General features: G+C 29.4%; 17 protein-coding genes and 1 other annotated feature. Of the genes, 10 read left to right on the plus strand and 7 right to left on the minus strand.

What is annotated here, in order from left to right; genetic code table 11:
* The first annotated feature begins 13 nt into the window (after positions 1-13).
* From OCU47_RS01770 to OCU47_RS01780, 3 genes are read left to right on the plus strand one after another with little or no spacing between them, the layout of a single operon-like run.
* The gene (locus tag OCU47_RS01770) at positions 14-883 is read left to right on the plus strand and encodes a carbohydrate ABC transporter permease (protein ID WP_261826877.1); all 870 of its coding nucleotides are present in this window, start codon (positions 14-16) and stop codon (positions 881-883) included.
* Between the two features lie 9 nt (positions 884-892).
* On the plus strand, positions 893-2,005 hold the full coding sequence (locus OCU47_RS01775; RefSeq protein ID WP_261826878.1) for an efflux RND transporter periplasmic adaptor subunit: 1,113 nt from the start codon (positions 893-895) through the stop codon (positions 2,003-2,005).
* Between the two features lie 4 nt (positions 2,006-2,009).
* Positions 2,010-3,209 carry an ABC transporter permease gene (locus tag OCU47_RS01780; protein ID WP_261826879.1) on the plus strand — a complete coding sequence of 400 codons (1,200 nt, stop codon included), beginning with the start codon at positions 2,010-2,012 and terminating at the stop codon, positions 3,207-3,209.
* A gap of 74 nt (positions 3,210-3,283) precedes the next feature.
* Here the strand turns inward: OCU47_RS01780 and OCU47_RS01785 are convergent, their stop codons facing one another.
* A complete protein-coding gene (locus OCU47_RS01785; protein WP_261826880.1) occupies positions 3,284-4,186 on the minus strand; it encodes a cation diffusion facilitator family transporter in 903 nt (300 codons plus the stop codon).
* Between the two features lie 398 nt (positions 4,187-4,584).
* Positions 4,585-6,564, minus strand: coding sequence for a beta-galactosidase (locus OCU47_RS01790; RefSeq protein WP_261826881.1), 1,980 nt, complete (start codon positions 6,562-6,564; stop codon positions 4,585-4,587).
* A 245-nt stretch (positions 6,565-6,809) separates the two neighbouring features.
* Between OCU47_RS01790 and OCU47_RS01795 the strand changes: the two genes are divergently transcribed.
* Positions 6,810-7,442: a DUF4179 domain-containing protein gene (locus OCU47_RS01795; RefSeq protein ID WP_261826882.1), complete on the plus strand. Its 633-nt coding sequence runs from the start codon at positions 6,810-6,812 to the stop codon at positions 7,440-7,442.
* 214 nt (positions 7,443-7,656) lie between these two features.
* Here the strand turns inward: OCU47_RS01795 and OCU47_RS01800 are convergent, their stop codons facing one another.
* Positions 7,657-10,056, minus strand: a complete 2,400-nt coding sequence (locus OCU47_RS01800; protein ID WP_261826883.1) for a valine--tRNA ligase — start codon at positions 10,054-10,056, stop codon at positions 7,657-7,659.
* Positions 10,057-10,163: 107 nt separating this feature from the next.
* Positions 10,164-10,416: a binding site (T-box leader), on the minus strand.
* Between the two features lie 400 nt (positions 10,417-10,816).
* Positions 10,817-11,527, minus strand: coding sequence for an HAD family hydrolase (locus OCU47_RS01805; RefSeq protein WP_261826884.1), 711 nt, complete (start codon positions 11,525-11,527; stop codon positions 10,817-10,819).
* Between the two features lie 398 nt (positions 11,528-11,925).
* Between OCU47_RS01805 and OCU47_RS01810 the strand changes: the two genes are divergently transcribed.
* Positions 11,926-12,651, plus strand: a complete 726-nt coding sequence (locus tag OCU47_RS01810; protein ID WP_261826885.1) for a DUF4085 domain-containing protein — start codon at positions 11,926-11,928, stop codon at positions 12,649-12,651.
* A gap of 163 nt (positions 12,652-12,814) precedes the next feature.
* Here OCU47_RS01810 and hydG read toward each other — a convergent pair whose 3' ends face one another.
* Positions 12,815-14,233 (minus strand): [FeFe] hydrogenase H-cluster radical SAM maturase HydG, encoded by a 1,419-nt coding sequence (gene hydG, locus OCU47_RS01815; RefSeq protein ID WP_261826886.1) that lies wholly within the window; start codon positions 14,231-14,233, stop codon positions 12,815-12,817.
* A gap of 260 nt (positions 14,234-14,493) precedes the next feature.
* Positions 14,494-14,745 carry a TM1266 family iron-only hydrogenase system putative regulator gene (locus OCU47_RS01820; RefSeq protein ID WP_261826887.1) on the minus strand — a complete coding sequence of 84 codons (252 nt, stop codon included), beginning with the start codon at positions 14,743-14,745 and terminating at the stop codon, positions 14,494-14,496.
* Between the two features lie 552 nt (positions 14,746-15,297).
* On the opposite strand from OCU47_RS01820, the gene OCU47_RS01825 reads away from it, so the two are divergent.
* From OCU47_RS01825 to OCU47_RS01845, 5 genes are all read left to right on the plus strand, one after another.
* Entirely contained in the window at positions 15,298-15,711 is a 414-nt protein-coding gene (locus tag OCU47_RS01825; protein ID WP_261826888.1) for an NfeD family protein, read from the plus strand.
* Positions 15,712-15,715: 4 nt separating this feature from the next.
* A complete protein-coding gene (locus OCU47_RS01830) occupies positions 15,716-16,654 on the plus strand; it encodes an SPFH domain-containing protein (RefSeq protein WP_261826889.1) in 939 nt (312 codons plus the stop codon).
* A gap of 307 nt (positions 16,655-16,961) precedes the next feature.
* Positions 16,962-17,663: a pseudouridine synthase gene (locus OCU47_RS01835; protein WP_261826890.1), complete on the plus strand. Its 702-nt coding sequence runs from the start codon at positions 16,962-16,964 to the stop codon at positions 17,661-17,663.
* A 250-nt stretch (positions 17,664-17,913) separates the two neighbouring features.
* Entirely contained in the window at positions 17,914-18,348 is a 435-nt protein-coding gene (locus tag OCU47_RS01840) for a MarR family winged helix-turn-helix transcriptional regulator (protein ID WP_261826891.1), read from the plus strand.
* A 159-nt stretch (positions 18,349-18,507) separates the two neighbouring features.
* Positions 18,508-18,807, plus strand: a complete 300-nt coding sequence (locus tag OCU47_RS01845) for a DUF3892 domain-containing protein (protein WP_261826892.1) — start codon at positions 18,508-18,510, stop codon at positions 18,805-18,807.
* A gap of 47 nt (positions 18,808-18,854) precedes the next feature.
* On the opposite strand, the gene OCU47_RS01850 is transcribed toward OCU47_RS01845, so the two are convergent.
* Complete coding sequence (locus OCU47_RS01850) at positions 18,855-20,330, minus strand: metallophosphoesterase (RefSeq protein ID WP_261826893.1); 1,476 nt, start codon at positions 20,328-20,330, stop codon at positions 18,855-18,857.
* Positions 20,331-20,627 lie beyond the last annotated feature (297 nt).

Raw genomic sequence — 20,627 nt, forward strand, 5'->3', positions numbered from 1 at the left:
ATTGGGGGATTATATGGCTAATTATAAAAGAAAGAAAATATCAACAATTTTAAAATACTTACCTTTGATTATATTGGCAGTTATTGTATTATTTCCGATATTATTAATGATAGCAAATTCTTTTATGGATAAAGGAGAAATACTTTCAGCTTATGGTATCATGTCTTCAGATACAGAAGTAAATAGTGGCTTTATGAAATTTAAGTTTATACCTGAGTTAGTAACGCTAAAACAATACTATACTGTACTATTTAGAAAACCTAATTTTTTAGTGATGTTTTGGAATTCAGTAATATTGGTCTTACCAATAGTGATTGGACAGGTAGTAATCTCGACTCCAGCAGCATATGCTTTTGCTAAAATTAGATTTCCATTAAGAGATCAGATGTTTTATTTGATAATAGTGCTTATGCTCATGCCATATCAAGTGACAATTGTGCCTAACTATATAATACTGAAAAAAATTGGACTACTTGGATCTCGCTCAGCTGTTATTTTGCCAGGAGTATTTTCTGCCTTGGGAGTTTTTTTGCTTAGACAGTTTATAAGATCAATTCCAGATGAACAATGCGATGCAGCTAAGATAGACGGAGCAAACTATTTTGGCATATTTTCAAAAATTATTTTACCTCAATGTAAAGGTGGAGTGATTTCATTAGCGATACTAAGCTTTGTTGATAGTTGGAACATGGTAGAACAACCATTAATTTTTTTGGAGAATGGTAACATGCATCCTTTATCTATTTTTCTCTCAGATATAAATAATTCAGAGTTGGGAGTAGCATTTGCCTGTGGAGTAATATTTATGGTTCCTGCAATACTTCTTTTTTTAAACTGTGAAAAGGATTTATTAAAAGGAGTACAAAATTTAGAAATAAAGTAAGGAGATATCATGCAGTTAGAGATTAATACAAATAGAAAGAAACATAAAATCTATAAGATAACTATTGGCTTTTTTGTAATTATAGGATTGCTTACATTCTTTTCAAAAACAATAAATAATTTCTTATTGCCTAAAGTTACAGTAACACAATTGCAAAAAGGAAGTTTAGGGGATGTTTTTGAAAATCAAGGAGTAGTTGAGTATAAGGCAAAAAACAGAATATATTCAACAAATAGCTGGTTTATAAAAAAAATTAATGTGAATGTAAATAAATTTGTTAAAAAAGGAGATTGCTTAGCTCAAATAGAAAATGATGAGATTTTATTGCAGAAAAAAAATGCACAATTAAATGTACTTAAAGCAGAAGATATTTTAAAATCTTTGAAAAATGAGGCTGAGCCTAATAAAGATTTAATTAAGGAAAAGGAGATTGAACTTGAAATAGCTAAACTTCAATATGAAAAGGTCTCAAAAGGTATTGATGAAGATGGTAATATATTAGCAGATTCTGATGGAAAAATTGTGGGGATAAATGCTATGGAAGGTAGCGTTACTCAGCCTAACCAAGTTATATTTGAGATGGTTAGTGATACCCCACAATACTGTGTATCTTGGAAAGTTAATCAGGATGAAGCTATAAAATATAAGGTTGGAGATAAGATAAGTGTTAGTATAAAAATCAGACAAAATAATGCTGGAAATAAAGGTGGAAATGATGAAATATTAGATACTAAAAATTTAGTCATGGAATCTAATGTCATAAATAAACAGTACTTAAGTAATGAAAAAGTATATGAATTAAGTGCTAATTTAAATTCAAATGGTATAGTACTTGAAGAAGGGCAAAAAGCAACTATAAGTATTAATAAGTCAAGTCCAAGTTACAATCAAGTTATTCCTAAGAGATGCATAACTGAGGAAAATAGACAGAATTATATATTTGTTGTTAAAGAAAGGCAAGGTATATTAGGAAAAGAAAAGTATGTAGCGAAGCTTCAAGTTAATATAGTAGATTCAGACACGAATAATTGTGCAGTAAAGGATGTTCCTAACGATGTTAAACAAATTGTTACAGATACATCAAAAACATTAACAGATGATTCTGCTGTAATGTTGAGGTGATGGAATGAATTTACGTATATATAAGAGTTCTAATATAGTTAAAATAGTTATTAGCATAGTTGCAATAGCTATTATGCTTACTTTTAGCATATACTTAAAGCTATGCCTAGACAGTAAAATAATTGATTCAATTGCTTATAAGAATACAAAAAAAATTACAGGAATTACTTTTAATGAACTTAACAAACTACAGCAAGTAAATAGCAAGTTTGAGGTTACAGGCTATAGTGAGATACCAACAGAAGCAGAAAGCAAATTTGGTGTTAGGATAGATAAGGTTAAAGTAGTGTTCACAGATGAAAAGGAGATCAACTTCTATCCTAAGAAGATTATAGAAGGAGCGTTTTTTGATGCGTTAGATTTGAATAAACAAAGTAATCAAGTGGTAATAAGTGAAAGTATGGCTAATAAGTTTTTTAAGACTACAAAAGTTATAGGTAATACAATAAAGTTTATGGAAAAAAATTATTATATAACTGGTGTTTATCAAGATGAGAATAAATCTATGCTGTATGCTATGGCACAAGATGAGTACGAAAGAGTATATGTCCCATATAGTACTATGAATATTGAAGGGCAATTTGTTGATGTTCTTACTGTAAAAGTGCCTAAGGGCAATGATGAAAAGTATGTATATAATGAACTTAATAAGACATTAGGCGATAAAGTCAGGTCATATAAAAGTGATAACTATGGTTATAATAAATTAATTGCTTCTCAAACCTTTAATATGTTTATTTTTATAGCAGGTATTTTATTAATAATTTTTATAATTATTTATGTTAAGAATAATATATTAAATTTGATAAAAATGATAAAAGAAAAAGCAAAGGAATTATACTTTTTGCAAATTATCCAAGCTGAGTATAAACATATATTATTGGAAAGTTCTAAGATTATAATATGTATAATTATGATTTTTATCGTGTTTAACATTATTAAGTTTCCATTAGCAATACCAGAAAAGTATATACCATCAGATTACATCTTTGATTTTAATTTTTACAGAGAAGCAATCATATCAAGTTTTCAAGATACAAATTCAAGTTTGAAACTTATAGGAGATGTATATGATAGATATATTTCTTATATATCATATGTACAATTATTGCTATTAGCATGTGAATTGATAGTATTAGTAGGGGTTGTTCGTAAGATTAACAGATTTCGTAGATGTAAATATACCACTTGTACAACAAGTTAATAAAGCATTAAAAAAACAAAAGCAGCTTAAAACTTATTTAATAGTTTTAAACTGCTTCAGCTTTAATATAAAAGTTATATCGCCCACTTCTTATCTCCTGTAAAGTTAATATTTAACCATTTCTTTAGTTTAATATCAATCATGTTAGCATAAACTTGTTCACGAACTTTGTCCATTTCGTCAAGTTCAGTTAAGGTTGATTTTTCATTAAATACGAAATCAATTTCAATTCTAAGTTCTCTACCTATTTTACTAACTCTTGTTACTGAGTCTTGGAAGTTGTATTCTTCTTTTATGTCTTCAACTATGGTGTTAATTTCATCATTAATTTTATCATCTGCTTTTCCGTTAACCATTTCATTAAAGCTTTTAAATAATGTCATTAGTGGAACTCTTATAAATACAACTGAGATTAGTACTACCATTAAAGGATCTACGAATCTTGTGTAGTATGAGAAGCTAGTAGCTCCAAGTATCATTGTTATAAAATATCCTACAAGTACACCAGCAGTTAAGATTGAATCCATAAACCATTGACTACTTTCAGCTTTTAGTATTTCAGAAGATAATTTTGTACTCTTTTTGCTGATTAGCCTATAGATTAACGTACATGCAATGGTTGAAATAATTGAATATCCTAATGCTAGATTAGTATTTACAATATTCCCGCCGTTTAGTATTTCTTTTACAGCATCTTTAAATGAAATTGTACACATTAAGATTAAAATAATAGATTTTACTGCCACAGTTATTGGCTCAAACATTACCTTACCAAATGGAAAGTTCTCCAAATCACTTTTTTCTATATAATTTGTTATCCAAATTGCAAACATTGATAAAAATAAACTGATTAACGCGTAAAGACCGTCAAACATAATCATATTTGATTTAATTATAATACCCCATGCTAAACCAAGCACTGCAAAGAACAATCCACCGAAGGCTGAAAACTTAAGCAATTTCTTTTCTAAAGTCATTTTGTTCACCTCGAATATATTTCTTATACTAATATTATACGAATATATATTTGAGTAAACAACTCACTTAAAGGTGGAGATTTTAGCACTTTTAAATGCTTTTGAGTGTGAAAACTTTTATGAAAATAGTACATTAGTACCTGAAATTCAGTCTATTAGTACAATTTTTATTTAAATTTGATAGATTTGATGTACTTTTTTATAAAAATTGCATGCAAAAGTATAAAAATGAGTACAATTATGTGCAAAAAATAAAAACTAATAATTATGCATCTTTTATTCATTGATAAATGATATAAAATTATGAATAGAGCTAATATGAAATGAAAATAGAGTTTCAATTAATATATAAAAACAAAATGCCTGCTATATTAATTGCTTAGCATAGCAGGCAACTTCTATTTACATTCCTTAAGTACATCAGTTCCATAAGGTTTTAACTCAAAAGTTTGTCCGTAAACTGTATCATTTATAATACTTCTATATTTACTTTTAGCTTTGAAGGTTTTTAATTTGTTACTATTGTTGAATATAAATAAGTATTTTCCATTGTCATTTTCACGAACAGATAGTTCTATATCATCCTCAAGTTCTGTGTAATATTTGATGTTATTATCCTTCAATATTTGAGACATTAAATCATAGTAATAATCTCTACTAAATACAGTTCCTAAGTAATAAACTTTACCAGATTTATAGTTGTTTACTGTTACAGCAGCAGTGCCTTTAAAGAAATCATCATTATAGGTGGCAATAACCTTAGCTGTAGTAGGTTCAATAAGATCACACCACTGAGTACATTCATAGGTTTTATTATTATAAGATTTAACAGTAAGTTTATCTTCTCCTAAGGGATCATATTCTGTAACAACGATACCAGCACATTCAGCAAAATCCCCAGGTAGTGGTTTCATCACGCAGGTGTTGTTAGGATATTTTACTCCAGTTCTATTAGTTAGAATAAGTGTGCCACCAGCTTTTACAAAGGAATAAAGATTTTTAGTTACAGTTTCATTTGTAATATATAGAGTAGGGGCAATTACTATTTTATATGATGAAAGATCTTCACTCCAATCTATGATATCAGCACCAACCCCTAATCTTAAGAGAGATTGATGGAACAGTTGTAGTTGTTCTAAATAATACATATTTTGAACTTGAGGTTGAATTTTAAAAGCATATTCCTGCTCAGAAGAATATAGTATTGCTACTTCATTTTTTATAACTGAATCTCTAAGTTCAGCACTTATTTTATTCACATCATTACAAAGCTCAGCAAATTCATTGAATCTTCTACCAGGCACATTGCTGTGATCAATAAGACCATGCCAGAACATTTCAGCACCAATAGTAGCATTTCTCCATCTAAAATGAACAACTGTATCAGCACCATGTGCAATTGCTTGGAATGAGTAACCTTTTATCATACCTGGTTTAGTGGTTCTTGTCATAGGCATCCAGCACCCTAAAGGACCACTAAGCTGCTCCATAATCCAAAAGTTTTGTCTCTTTATTCCCCTCATCAAATCGCAGTGGAAGGCATGAGAATGTAAAGAGTCCTTATTATCAATAACTTTTGTGGTTGGATAATTATCATAGGATACAAAATCTAGTTCCTTAAAAGTTTTATGGAAATTAGGTATATAATAAGGAAACCAAGTATTAGTAGTAACAAAGTGTTTAGGGCAGTTCCTTCTTATAATTTCTAACTGAAATTTAACGTATTCTACTGTAGAATCAGCAGCATATCTATCAAAATCAAGTAGATAAGAAGGATTTAAGTGAGGTGAGCCGCCAAGTGGAGGTTTTACTTGCTCCCAACTTGTATATTCACCGCTCCATACAACATTACCATGTTCCTTATTCATAGTTTCTAATGTTCCATATTTATTTTTTAACCATTCTCTAAATTTATTACTGCAATGTTCACAGCAACAATTATTTGCTTCTAATTCATTATCAATTTGCCAGCCTATAACAACTTTGCTATTTGCATAGTGCTTAGTCATTTTTTCTACAATTAGATTTGTAAACTTACGCATGGAAGGGCTGTTGAAACAACGATGTCCTCTAATCCCTGTAAATGATCTATTACCGTTCTTATCAACTTGAATGGCATAAGGATATTTTTCATAAAGCCAAAGTGGTGGGGTACAAGTTGGTGTACCAAGAACAATTTGTATGTCATTTTCTCCAAACAATTCAATGGCATCATCAAGCCATTTGAAATCATATACTCCTTCTGCAGGTTCCAATCTACACCAAGCAAATTCTGCAAGGCGAACGAGTTTAACTCCTGTTTTCCTCATTAAATTTATATCTGATTTTATATTGTTGATATCCCAATGTTCAGGATAATAATCTACACCTATTTTCATGATTTCCTCCTATAGTAAAGTTTTTATGAAACAAGTATAATTTATTTATATGATATCGTATACAATAATAATTAAAGAAGATTATCATATTAAATTGAAACATAGTATCTGAAAATGGACTAGAGTATGGAATTATTTATTTTTTGAAGATGTGTAGTAAAAGTTTTTTAGCAATTTGCATATATCATATAACTATAATGAGGGGATTTTTATTAAAGCTATGAGATTTAAGGGGGAGATTGCATATGGACGGGGAGGCTACATATAATATTTCATCAGGTAGCATTGAGTTAGTACAAGAAGCTGTTTATGTTAAGGAAGTAAATACAAAAAAGGATTCTAAGATATTTGGATGCAATAATTATTTATTGTCAGTGGTTAAAAAAATTTCAGATAATGCATCTGAAATGGATGCATATCTAGTTGGAATAAAGGAAAATATTAAGGCAAATATCAGAGTTATAAATAGTGATTTAGCAAGTAAGTTGAAAATAGAAAAAGACTATATAGAGCTTAATCAGACAAAAAACTTAGTAGCAAGTAAGGATGGTATAACAATTAGTATAAATAAAGTGTTCTTTGATGGGGGAGAGCTTGTAATTTTATCAAAGCTAACTTCAGATAAAGAAGTTGGTGAAAACAGAAGATTTAGAATTATAGATTCAAATGTGTATGTAAATGAGATAAAAATTAGAGGTGAAGAAAATCAATGTTCTTATAAATTGGACAAGTGTCTTGCAGAAGAAGAGCGTAGATATAATATAGAAGATTTTAGTCTGAGTGGACAAGCTGACATAAAAATAGTTTTCGCAAATGTCAGCATTAATAACAGTATAAAATGGGGACCATGGATATTTAAGACTAGAGTATACTGTTAAGAAGATAATGAAAAAAAGTGCTATTGCCATCCAACCTAATGAAGGGTTCGATATGTAACAGCACTTTTTTTATACTAAGTTAATAATATTTTTAATTTTTAGCAATGTCATTTAAACTTATATGAAGCGACTGCTTCAGAAGATATAAATGAATTATATCACCACTCAGGTACCTGTTATAATTCTTCAAAGTAAGTAGAACTTATAATTAATCTTATAAGATCTCTATATTCCAACAATTACTAGGGGATATTTCAATGTTTTCAGCCCAAGTGCAAGCTTTGATATCTTTGAATGTTTTTTGAAAATAGCTGCTTTGATTTATTGGTATATTAACTTTTATAATATTTAATCGTTCCTTTAATGATAGATTTCTTTCTGATTTATATTTTCTTACTTCGCTGATAATGGCCTTTATATTTTCTCCAAAGCATAAAAGTTCATTATCTATAGTAGATTCTTTCTTGTTCCATTCCATTATATGAATTGAAGCTGACTTCTCAAAGGTTTTAAAATAAGATTGATATATTTCTTCTGTGATGTAAGGTACATAGATGGCATAAAGCTTTAGAAGTTCAAGAAGCACATTATACAAAGTATATTGAGCAGACAATCTTTCTTTTGCTCCATGGATTTCTGGTTTATATAATCTGTCCTTTACTAATTCTAAATAATCATCACAAAAATCATTCCAGAAGAAATCATCAATTTCATGTTTGGCAAGCCCTGTCTCATATTGATTTAAATAATCGATAGCTTTACTTTCTACTTGCTTAAGTCGTTCAGTTATCCATTTATCAATTGGTAATGTTTCTTTTGGTTTATCTCCAGTGAAATCTTCAAGCTGCATAATACAAAAGCTAGCTGCATTCCAAAGTTTAGTTAAGAATCTTTTTGATATTTTAAGTTCATCCTCAGAAAACATTGTATCAGTACCAAGGTTTGCACCTGCAGCCCAATATCTTAAAGCATCAGCAGAATGTCTGTCTATTAATGTTTTAGGATCAAAGTTAGAATTGCCTTTTGACTTACTTATTTTTTCACCTTTCTTGGCCAAAACAAAACCACAAATCATAAGATCCTTCCAAGGAATATTGCCAGTATGATATAGACTTCTAACTATGGTGTAAAAAGCCCAAGTTCTGATTATTTCGTGTGCTTGAGTTCTCATTCCCATGGGAAGCAACTTTGAATGAATATCTTCATCTGTATTCCACTTTGAATTTATTAATGGAGTTAGAGAAGAAGTTGCCCAAGTATCAAAAACAGCTGTTTCCGGTATAAAATTCATATGATTACATTCACAAGCTGAGGTTGGTGTTGATTCCATTGGATTTATTGGAAGCTCCTCATCCTTTGGAAACATTGGTTTACCACATTTCTTGCAGTACCAAACTGGAAAAGGAACTCCATAGTACCTTTGTCTTGATATACACCAATCCCATTTTAGATTTTCTACCCAAGCAATATATCTATTTTTCATAGAAGCAGGATACCAATTAATTTCATCAGCAACTTTCAAATATCGTTCTTTTTCACTTAAGATATCGATATACCACTGCTTTGAAGGGATTATTTCTATTGGTTTTCCACATCTTTCATGAGTTGAAACTGTATGAGTTATTACTTCACTTTTCTTTAGTAAGTTATTTTCTTTAAGGAGCTCTATTATTTTTTCTCTTGCAATTAGAACCTTCAATCCTCCTATGAAAGGAACCGTTTCATTTATTTTTCCATTGGCTTCAATAACTTTTCTATAAGGAAGTTTGTGCTTTTCATACCACTCAACATCAGTGGTATCTCCAAAGGTAGCACACATAACAATCCCTGTTCCCTTATCTAAACTTACTTTTTCATCAGAAAGTATTGGGATTTCATAGTTATATAAAGGTACTAGAGCAGTTTTTCCTATATATTTTGTATATCTTTCATCCTTAGGATTTATAAATAAGCAAGTGCAGCCATAAAGCAGTTCAGGTCTTGTAGTAGCAACTATCAATTCTTCACCCTCTACTAAAAAGGGAATATAATTGAAAGTTGTTTCTTTTTCTGTAGTTTCAAGTTCAGCCTGTGCAATAGAAGTTTGGCAGGTAGTGCACCACAAAACAGGGGATTCTTTTATATAAGCTTTTCCTGATTTGGCCATATCAATAAAGGATTTTTGAGATATCTTTTGAACCATTGGATTTATAGTTTCAAATTGTAAGGACCAATCTACACTGAAACCCATTGAAAGCCACAGGTTTTTAAACTCTTCCTCATATCTTTTTGTTGTTGCAATGCATTCTTTGATAAATTCACTTCTAGGAATATTAACAGCACGTATATTTTTTTCTTTTTCAACCAATCTTTCAGTTGGTAGGCCATTGTCATCAAACCCAAAAGGATAGAATACATTTTTACCTTGCATTCTTTGAAATCTTGCAATCATTTCAGCTTGTGTATAGGAGAATATATGACCTATATGAAGACTGCCACTTACTGTTGGTGGGGGAGTATCTATAGAAAATGTTTCTTTATCACTATTAAAATCATATTTGTATATTTCGTTTTCCTGCCAGTATTCTTGCCATTTTTCTTCTGATTCATTTGAATTATATTTTTTAGTTAACATAAGGCTACCTCCACAAAATTAATACTTTTTATTATTTTTATATGTTCCAATTAAGAATTTTCTTTAATTGCGCACTTAAAGAAAATAAAAAAACCCTTCGTCCTAATATATAGGACGAAGGGTGAATCTCCGTGGTACCACCTAAATTTGTACAAAATGTACACTCTCAGTATAGTGCGGGCATGTAATGCTGATACTATCTCCCTTTTAACAGTGGGATTCCGTTAAAGCCTACTCTTATAAAAATTTCGGTTTAAAGCTCCGGGGCTACCTTCATTATATCTGTCATGGGAAATTTCCACCGTCATTCCCTCTCTTTATTTTAAGTATATAATTACTCTTCCTCTTCAAAGCCGTTATATAATATTTATGTTTGTTGTACATATTAGCACTAGTACATTATATTGTCAATAGTGCAATTATATTATATTCTTATATTTTTGTATAAGTATATGCATTGTAATAAAATCTATGTATTTTGATTGATAGGGTAATGTTGTTATCTGCTACCTATATAGAACTGTTCCATAATAATGTTGGTGGACAAGTTACAAAAATTCGACATTTTTTTACCAACATTTAGGTGGAATGCTTCTATATGCACCAATATAAATACATAACTCAATTATATAAGAATTTATTCTATCTATGAAGTAAGAAGATTCCTATAATAAATAGTAGTTCCGTATTTATCAATTTTTTTAAAAAAGTTCTTCATTTAGTCTAGTTAAAAGAACTATATCACAAGAATACACTACAACTAAGTCATCAATTCAAACAACTCATTTAAGGAATTAATTTCAAGAAAGCCTTTATTATTAATTCCATCCACATGTTTACGATTTAAAAACACAGGTGTAAATCCAAAATTTTTAGCTCCAAGAACATCAGCGTCATAATTATCTCCAATAAAGAAAACTTCTTCATTTTCAATACCCTTATTGTCCTTTTGAATATCATCAAAGACAACTTGAAAGAAATCTTTGTGGGGTTTCCTCACTTTATAATCTGCACTAAAATATGTGTTAACAAAGTATTTTTCTAATTCATACTGATTAATGAATTTTTTCATTACATTCTTTTTAAAAATGCTATTACTTAATAAATAAACAGGAATACCTAAAGAATTTAGTTTTTCTAAAGTAGAAATAGTTTCATTGAATAATTCTGTAGGATTCATTGTAAGTACACAATTGTATTGAATTTCTTCTGTTGGCAAATCTACTTTAAAACCATATTTATTTTTGAAATCCAAAAGTTCTTCTTCAAAAGGCAATTCTGAATTATCTTCATTTCTTTTGTCATAAAGGTTTTTCCAATATGTATCTGCATAATTTAGAAGTTCTAGTTTATCAGTAGCTTCGAATAGAACATTTTCATGCAGATATAATAAACCTGAAGTAAAATCAAATTTTATATCATGAATCAATGTCTCAAATAAGTCAAATATAATCACTTTTGCTTTTGGCATGAAACCAACCCCCATAAATTCAGATTTATTGCTTGTACAATAATTCAAATGGAATCTTTTATACAAGTATGAATCATAATTTATTATACCATATATTGGGCGAATTATTTATTTTGAAGTAAGTTTGCTGTAAAGACTAGCAAAAAAAGTTATAGTAAGTCTGCACAAAATTATAAAGAATTTTAGACTTTGAGAAGCATTTTATATAGCTATGCTGAGATATGTAAACAGATATAGTTTTATGAATATTATGGTATAATTGAATCTATAAACCAATTTACAGTTGTAAGTGAAGACTAATCAACAAATGTTATATTCAATGTATTGATATGAAATTAGTAATTATCAAAGTATAAAATAAAGATAACTTTTATTTGAATTGGGGGAAAATTAAAATAATGAAATACTTTACTAAAGAGTGGTATGAATTATGTCAAAAGACCTATGCTCATCTTATCTTAGAAGAAGATGAACAAGCAGAATCTTTTTCAGAAGAATATTTTCAAAAGTTGTACCTTGAAAAGTTGAATGAGTTTTTAGATTCGTGGCGAGATGTTTATAAAATAGAACAGGAGCCATTTTATAAAGAAAAGTTTTCTAAACAATTCGAAGATAGATTTATATATCGTCAGGAACATTTAAAAAAAATACTTCCTGAAAAAATATTAAAAAAGATAGCAGATATCCGTGTTTTTGTATTAGATAGGGCATCACGTCAAGTAATAAACGACGTAACTGGATTTTGTAATGATAATGAAAAGTTGGTGGATAAGACCATTAAAGCATATAATAAATATTATAGTGAAGCTTCGAAATCATTCAATAAGGACATGGTTGAAAATATAAATTTTCATGATTGTCTTATTACAGATATAAAGCAAACAGATGAGTATTTATCAATACTATTTGATAATTCTGGTGGTTTTACTGATGTATATGAGATACGGCTTGAGAATTATAATATAATAAAACAAGATGCTTCATTGGAAAACTCATGGTGGCTTTATGATGAAGTATATAAAGTTGATGACAAATATGAAATACATGCTTTACTTGAAAATAAGAATATTGGTCTGATAGAATTTACAGCAAGTACTGAAAATATCTCTTTTAAACATAATTAATAAAGTACGAATAAATTTTGGTTATTTTATATTACAAATTAAAGTCCAGCAAAGTTATTGCTGGACTTTGTTAATATCACATACTATACATATATAGTATGTGATATTAAGATTTTTTAAGTTTTTTCAAAATTTACTATTAATAACATTGCCAGGGATTATATTAAAATCTAAAATCACGTTTTCCAGCGTTAAGATCTTTTAAATGCTCTTTAACAACTTCTTTAACTTTCTCACTTGATATATTGTTAATTTCATCTTGAATTACCTTTTCACCCTTTGCTTTTGTATCAGCAGAAGCATAGTCTTCTAGGTATTCTTTTAGTGTCATAAGTGCATTTGGTTGGCAGCAGTTTGCAATTTGTCCTGATTTCACAAGAGACATAAATCTGTCCCCAGTTCTTCCTTCACGATAGCAAGCTGTACAGAAACTTGGAATGTATCCTAACTCAAGTAGCCAGTTAACAATTTCATCTAAAGTTCTATCATCATTTACATCAAATTGAGCAGAACTTTCTTCTGGTTTCTCTTTTTCAGCATAACCACCTACACTTGTTGAAGAAGCTCCACTGACTTGAGAAATTCCAAGGTGAAGTGCTTTTTCTCTAGTTTTTTGAGATTCTCTAGTTGAAACTATTAGTCCTGTATATGGAACAGCAATACGTAATACTGCTACAATTTTTTGGAATATTTCATCTGAAATTGCATTACTGAAATCTTCTGGATTAATATCATCAGCAGGACGTATTCTAGGAACACTGATAGTATGAGGGCCAACGCCATTAGCAGCTTCAAGATGTTCTGCATGCATTAAAAGACCTACAAAATCATAACGATACATGTTAAGTCCATAAAGTACCCCTAAACCTACATCATCAATTCCACCTTCCATAGCTCTATCCATTGCTTCTGTGTGATAAGCATAGTCATGCTTTGGTCCAGTTGGATGAAGTTCTTCATAAGATTTCTTATTGTAGGTTTCTTGGAATAAAATATAAGTTCCTATACCTGCTTCTTTAAGTTTTCTATAGTTTTCAACAGTAGTAGCTGCAATATTTACATTTACTCTTCTTATAGCACCATTTTTATGTTTAATGCTATAGATAGTTTTTATACTTTCAAGCACATATTCAATAGGAGAGTTAACTGGATCTTCACCAGTTTCAAGTGCTAATCTCTTGTGTCCAAGATCTTGTAAAGCAATAACTTCTTTAGCTATTTCTTCTTGAGTAAGCTTCTTTCTTCTTATATGCTTATTTCCATGATGGTATGGACAGTATATGCAACCATTAACACAATAGTTTGAAAGATATAAAGGAGCAAACATTACAATACGATTGCCATAAAATTTCTTCTTTATTTCTTCTGCAAGAGAAAACATTTTTTGATTCTCATCTTCTAAATCACATTCAAGTAAGACAGCAGCTTCTTTATGAGAAAGTCCATTACAAGTTTTTGCTTTTTCTATAATTTCATTTATTAATTCACGATTCCTTTTATTTTCTTCAGCAAATTTAAGAGTGTCTAATATTTCTTGATCATCAATAAATTCAGTAGCGACTTTTGATTTAACGTTGTACATTATATTTACACTTCCTTCTATAAAATTGGATTTTAAAGCGTCTGAAAATAAATAACAAGTCCAAATATGTGACGGATATTTTTAGTTAGACAAGGAAACAGGTTCCGCAGATAGCAGAGCTATCTAAGGGTTCTGTTGACGCAGTATAACGGAAAATAGACTAACATATGGACTTATTTATTTTTTGAAGATGCCTAAATTTAGATTCGTTCTGATCAAATAACTGTTTCATCCAATATTAAGGTATACATAGGAAACTTTTATTTACCTGTCTTGGAATAGATAGTTTTTACGTTTATGCCGTTAATCATACCAAGTTTACCAGATAAAGAGCTTATAACATCATTGGTAGCATCAATGACCACACTGATAATACATACATTCTTCTGATGATATGGTATGCCCATTCTTCCAACAATATATTTTCTGTATTCATGTAGAGTTGAATTAAGTTTTTCTGTTACTTCTTCATTTTCAACAATAATACCAATTAGTGCTATTCGCGTATCCATTATTACAATTCCTTTCAATAGGACATCTTAAAATAAATAACAAGCCCAAATATTCATCACATGTGGACTTACTTATTTTTTTGAGAATACCTAAAATAAAATAATCCTTACACCAAAAAGGCGTAAGGATAGTTAATCTTTGCTATCTTAATATATTTACCGCCTTGTCATTTGGGACTTACCCTCATGTTATTCAGAACGATTGGTAAAATACAAATCTTTCTTTTCAGGAAAAACCTTTAAGTCAGACTTTGTTTATATTTTAACATACATATATTCATATAGCAAAAATATTTCAAAATATATTTTGATTCAACAGCAAAAACGTCATTTAGCTTTAATAAAACCCAAGATTGGTATATAATATTAATTGTATAGATAATATGTAAAATAAAATTAAAATTTATATTTAATATTACTGTTATAGTATGCATAGGATTAGATGTAGAGTAAAGATATAATAAGGTAATAAAAAACTCATTAGAAGGTTGACAACTCTACTAAAAGTTGTATACTATATTCGAGATATCAATTCAAGAAGGGGGAAGGAAAGTGATTTATTTATGGGTAGCCATAATAATTGTATCTGTAATTGCTGATATTGCTACCAGTTTAATGTTATTTGTATGGTATGGTGTAGGAGCTTTAGTTGCAGCCATACTTGAACTATATGGTTTTGGTTTTGGCTCTCAGGTAGTTGCGTTTGCAGTGGTAGGAAGTATTCTAACAATTATTTTCTATCCAATATTTAAGCGAAAACTTAAAAACATACCTAAGACACTTACCAGAGAAGAGCAGTATATAGGAACAGAATTAGTTGCCAAAGAGGATATAGATAGAAATGGCAGAATAATGGTAGATGGAGCTTACTGGTCAGTTATTAATGAAGGTGAACCAATTAAGGCAGGCAATAAAATTAAGATTATTGCAATTAAAGGAACTAAATTTTTAGTAAAAGGGGAATAGCAAAATGTTAAAAATTATTATTACTGTAATAGTATTTGTATTGATAATAGCCATATTATCATCAATTAAAGTTGTTAATACAGGAAGTGTAATGGTAGCTGAGAGATTGGGACAATTCAATAGAATGTTAGAACCAGGCTGGCATTTCTTAATTCCATTTATAGACTATGTAAGAAGAAGAGTATCAACAAAGCAACAAATTATAGATATACCACCTCAAAATGTTATTACCAAAGATAATGTTAATATTTCTATAGATAATGTTATATTCTATAAAGTTATGAATGCTAAGGATGCTGTTTACAACATAGAAAATTATATGGATGGTATTAGATATGCAACAATAACTAATATGAGAAATATAGTTGGTGAAATGACACTTGATGAAGTTTTATCAGGTAGAGATAGAATAAATTCAAAGCTTTTAACTATAGTAGATGAAATTACTGATGCTTACGGAATTAAACTTCTTTCAGTTGAAATTAAAAACATACTTCCACCAAGAGAAATCCAAGAAGCTATGGAAAAACAAATGAAAGCAGAAAGAAGTAAGAGAGCTACAATTCTTGAAGCAGAAGGTGCAAAACAAGCTGAAATTGCTAGAGCGGAAGGTGTTAAGCAAGCTAAAATACTTGAAGCTGAAGCTGCAAAGGAAGCTAATATAAGAAAAGCAGAAGGTTTAAGAGAAGCACAACTTTTAGAAGCACAAGGTAAAGCAGATGCTATTAAAGAAGTAGCTTTAGCTGAAGCGCAAGCAATTAAAAATGTAAATGATGCAATTATTTCATCAGGAACTAATGAAGTTGTTATAGCGTTAAAGCAAGTTGAAGCATTAAAAGAAATGGCCAAGAATCCAGCTAATAAGTTGATCCTTCCAAATGAGACTTTATCATCTTTAGGCTCAATAGCAGCTATTGCTGATACATTAAAAGGTACAAAATAATAAATTGATTTTAAATAGTGGACAAGTATAAATGTCCACTATTTTTATGTACTTTAGTCTGTTGAGTCATGTTAGGCATAGACCCATGTGTTATGGGAGTAGATTGCTTACCACATTTTAGATTGCTGTGTATGTATTTCGAGGAGTATTTTGGAAGAGTATCTGAACTAGCATTTTCCCTATAAACATTTAAATATATTTATAGAAAAGTATAACTTTATAAATATATTCACATTGTTATAGATTTAAATATGATATAAAATGTATTATTATATGAAAATAAGTTGTCAAAGGAAATAATAAAGAAATGAGAATAAATAAGCTTTTAAGTAATCTTGGCTTTTGTTCAAGGAGAGACACTAATAGACTAATAGAAGAAAATAGAATAACAGTTAACGGAAAACTTTGTGTTCCTGGGCAATGGGTAGAGAAAGAAGATACTATACTTATAGATGGTAAACCTATTTCAGAAAGAGAAAAAATATATATAGCATTAAATAAACCAATAGGAGTAACTTGTACTGCAGCTAGTGAAGTGAAGAATAATATAATAGAGTATTTGAATTATCCAGAATATATTTTTCCAGTAGGGAGATTAGACAAGGATTCTCAAGGATTAATATTAATGACCAATGATGGAGAACTTGCAAATAAGATTTTAGAATCAGAAAATGAACATGAAAAAGAGTATATAGTAACATTAAATAGGCCATATGACGATGAATTTATAAAAAGGATGTCTGATGGAGTAGAGATAGATGGAGTTAAAACCAGAGCGTGTAAGTTAAAGAGAATAAATGAAGATACTTTTAATATAATCCTGACTCAAGGTCTTAATAAACAAATCAGAAAAATGAGTAAAGCTTGCGGATATACAGTTGTTAGATTAGAGAGGATTAGAATTCTTAATATAAAACTTGATGGAATTAATTATGGGGGATGGCGTAAGTTAAGTAGTGAAGAGGTATCTGAACTAATTCAAATGTGCAAGAATACAAGTTATAAGTAGTTACTTCATTTACTAACTTATGATTTTGTATAGTCTTTTTTAAAACTGAAAGGATGAAGTAGATTGTACTTGAATTCCACATATTATTTGTTGACAGAAGCGAAAAGAAAAAGTAATATAATTTTAATAAATTAAATTGAACAAAATATTATCCTGTTGACAGATAAATGAAAAAAATATAATATTATTAAAAAAGCATGATTAATTTGATTCAATTAAAATAAATTGAAATAAGCAGAAGGAGAGTTTTATGGATAAATATGATTGCATTAAGTTGGATAACCAAGTGTGTTTTTCCTTATATGCAGCTTCAAGAGAAATAATTAAATTATATAAACCTATACTTGATAAGTTTAATCTTACCTATACTCAATATGTAGCTATGCTTGTATTGTGGGAAGAAGAAAAATCTACAGTGAAAGGTATTGGAGAAAGATTACACTTAGATTCAGGAACATTAACACCATTATTAAAAAAGATAGAAAATATGGGGTTGATCAAAAGATATAGAGATGTCAATGATGATAGAGTTGTAATAGTAGAATTAACAGATGAAGGTAGAGCCTTAAAAGAAAAGATAGTAGAAGTGCCTAATGCAATATTTTGTAAGGTAGGTCTATCACCTGAAGAGGCAAAAATACTAAAAGATAGTTTAGATAATTTACTAAGGACCTTAGATGAATAGGATAGAATACCAGCTATGAATTGAGTAATAGCTGGTATTTCTATTTAGTAAGGCTTAATCATAACTGGATTGCTTTAGTGGAAAAGGATTAAATTTTAAAGGATTATTTATTTCTTCACGGAGAAAATAACATCATAAAGGTAATGGAGGTGTTATTTTATGAATAATGATGATGGAAGATTAGGTGGATTGCCTATAAACATTAATGAGGAAGTTCCAACACCTAACCAGGATGCTGATTCTATACAAGCATTAATTAAAAAATCAGGAGATGTAACAGGATATCAACTTTCAAATGGAGAAAAGATATCAAAGTCTGAAGGTGTGAGAAGAGCTAAGAATGGTGAAATATCAGGAGTAGCAGTTGGTGTTTCTAAGAAGGGTGAAGAATATTTAAGAAGTTTACCAGATCAAGATGAGTCCAATAATTTGAATACCTTACCTTCAATTCACGAATAGATAGATTTTAAGCAGGTGTAATTTAATGCACCTGCTTAAAATTTTTTTTATGAATTAATATGTTCAGTTGTATTTTTACGTAATTTTTTAATTAATAAATATGCAAAACATATTATTAGCACTACAACATTAAAATATATGATTGGAGTTGTATTTATAGAATTTGATTTATGTGTAGTAAATGTTATACATAAGTTTGAGTTGCTAACATTGTCATATGCATCTATAGCATATACTTTTACTATATACTCTGTCGATGGTTCTAATGAATAAATGTTTTGAGATATAGAATCTGGCACAGGGTCTAAGTAATACTTTGACCAATTTTTGAAGCTTGTAACAAGGTTACCAGTCTTCTTGTTAATAATATCAAATTTATATGCTTCTATAATATCATCTATATTGTTAGGAGGAACAGTTGCTTGCTTGAATTTTATAGTAGCATCATAATCAGTTATATTATTAATAGTAATATTCCTATGATTAAAAACAGGTAATTTGGCTTTTCGCTTACGAGTTTTTGTATAAATAAAACTTGAAGGAGAAGATACATCAAATTCCCAAGTTTGAGGAATGTATCTATCTGTTACAAGATTGTAATTATGGATTAATATTCTGCTTCCATTAACTTCAACTGTCATTGCTTGAGCTACTAGATAAGCATCATTAGGATTTTGGCTACCACTAATCATGCCTTTTTCTAGTCCAGCATAGGAAAGGGTAGAAGTATTTATAGCAGTGAAACCTCCATCTTGCCATATGCTAGTAGGATTATTATTTGGTGCATGTGTGTGACCAGAAAAAGCTACTACTTGAGGATAATGGCTAAATACAGAATTAAAGGAATCATCTTTACCTGTTGATAATCCATACCCATGGCAATCACTTGTTGTGTAATAGGTATTTTCCATAGGATGATGAAAAAAAACGAAAATAGGTTTTTTAGGATCTTCTTTCACAGCAGAATCAAGCTGAGTTTTTAACCAATTAGTTACGTAAGAATAATCAGCTCCACCTTGAGTTTGTCCTCTACCAGTGGATAAATCTAGTGGACCTGTACCTGGACTTAAAGTTATAAAATGATATCCATTGATAACATAATTAGCATTTGGTTTATCACCTGTACATTCAGTAAACAAAGCAGCTGTATCTTTTTCATGATTTCCCATAGAAGCTACCAACTTTATATTATCAACTGTTGATTTTTTAATTGAATTCCAGATATCATAATCTATTTTTTTTCCTGAGTCTGTAAGATCTCCAACAACAGCAATAGCATCAGTTTTTTGCTTATTAAAAAATTCGAATGCTTTGGCTAATCTTGAAATTTCATTAGACTTTTTTGGAGCTATATGAGTGTCAGATATGACTCCAAAAACAACTTTATTATTTTTAGAGTCAGTATTATTTTTAATTTCAGCTATAGCAACTTTTTTAGGAAAAAATAAAAAAGAATTTGTAAGTATTAATATAGCTATAGTCATAATAAGAATTTGTTTAAGATTTTTTTGTCTGAATATCATAAATAGGTCCCCTTAAAATTTTCGAATAAAAAATTATTTATCAATGAAAATATTCTTATATAAATTAAAATATAAACAATATAAAGTTTATCATACCATATTTGAATTTTTATGTAAAATATGTAAGTTGATTTTCGCCTTTAAGATTATTTTAATGTGTGCGTTCCTATATGTATGAGCAAGAGCGTTTTTTATTAGCTAGGAAATGCATATAAGTTCTAAATAATATCCTACATCAATAACCAATAAAGTATATTTAAATATTCCAAAATAAAAAAGAGTAATGACCATGGTACG

This window comes from Clostridium sp. TW13, assembly GCF_024345225.1.
Taxonomy (GTDB): Bacteria; Bacillota; Clostridia; order Clostridiales; family Clostridiaceae; genus Inconstantimicrobium; species Inconstantimicrobium mannanitabidum.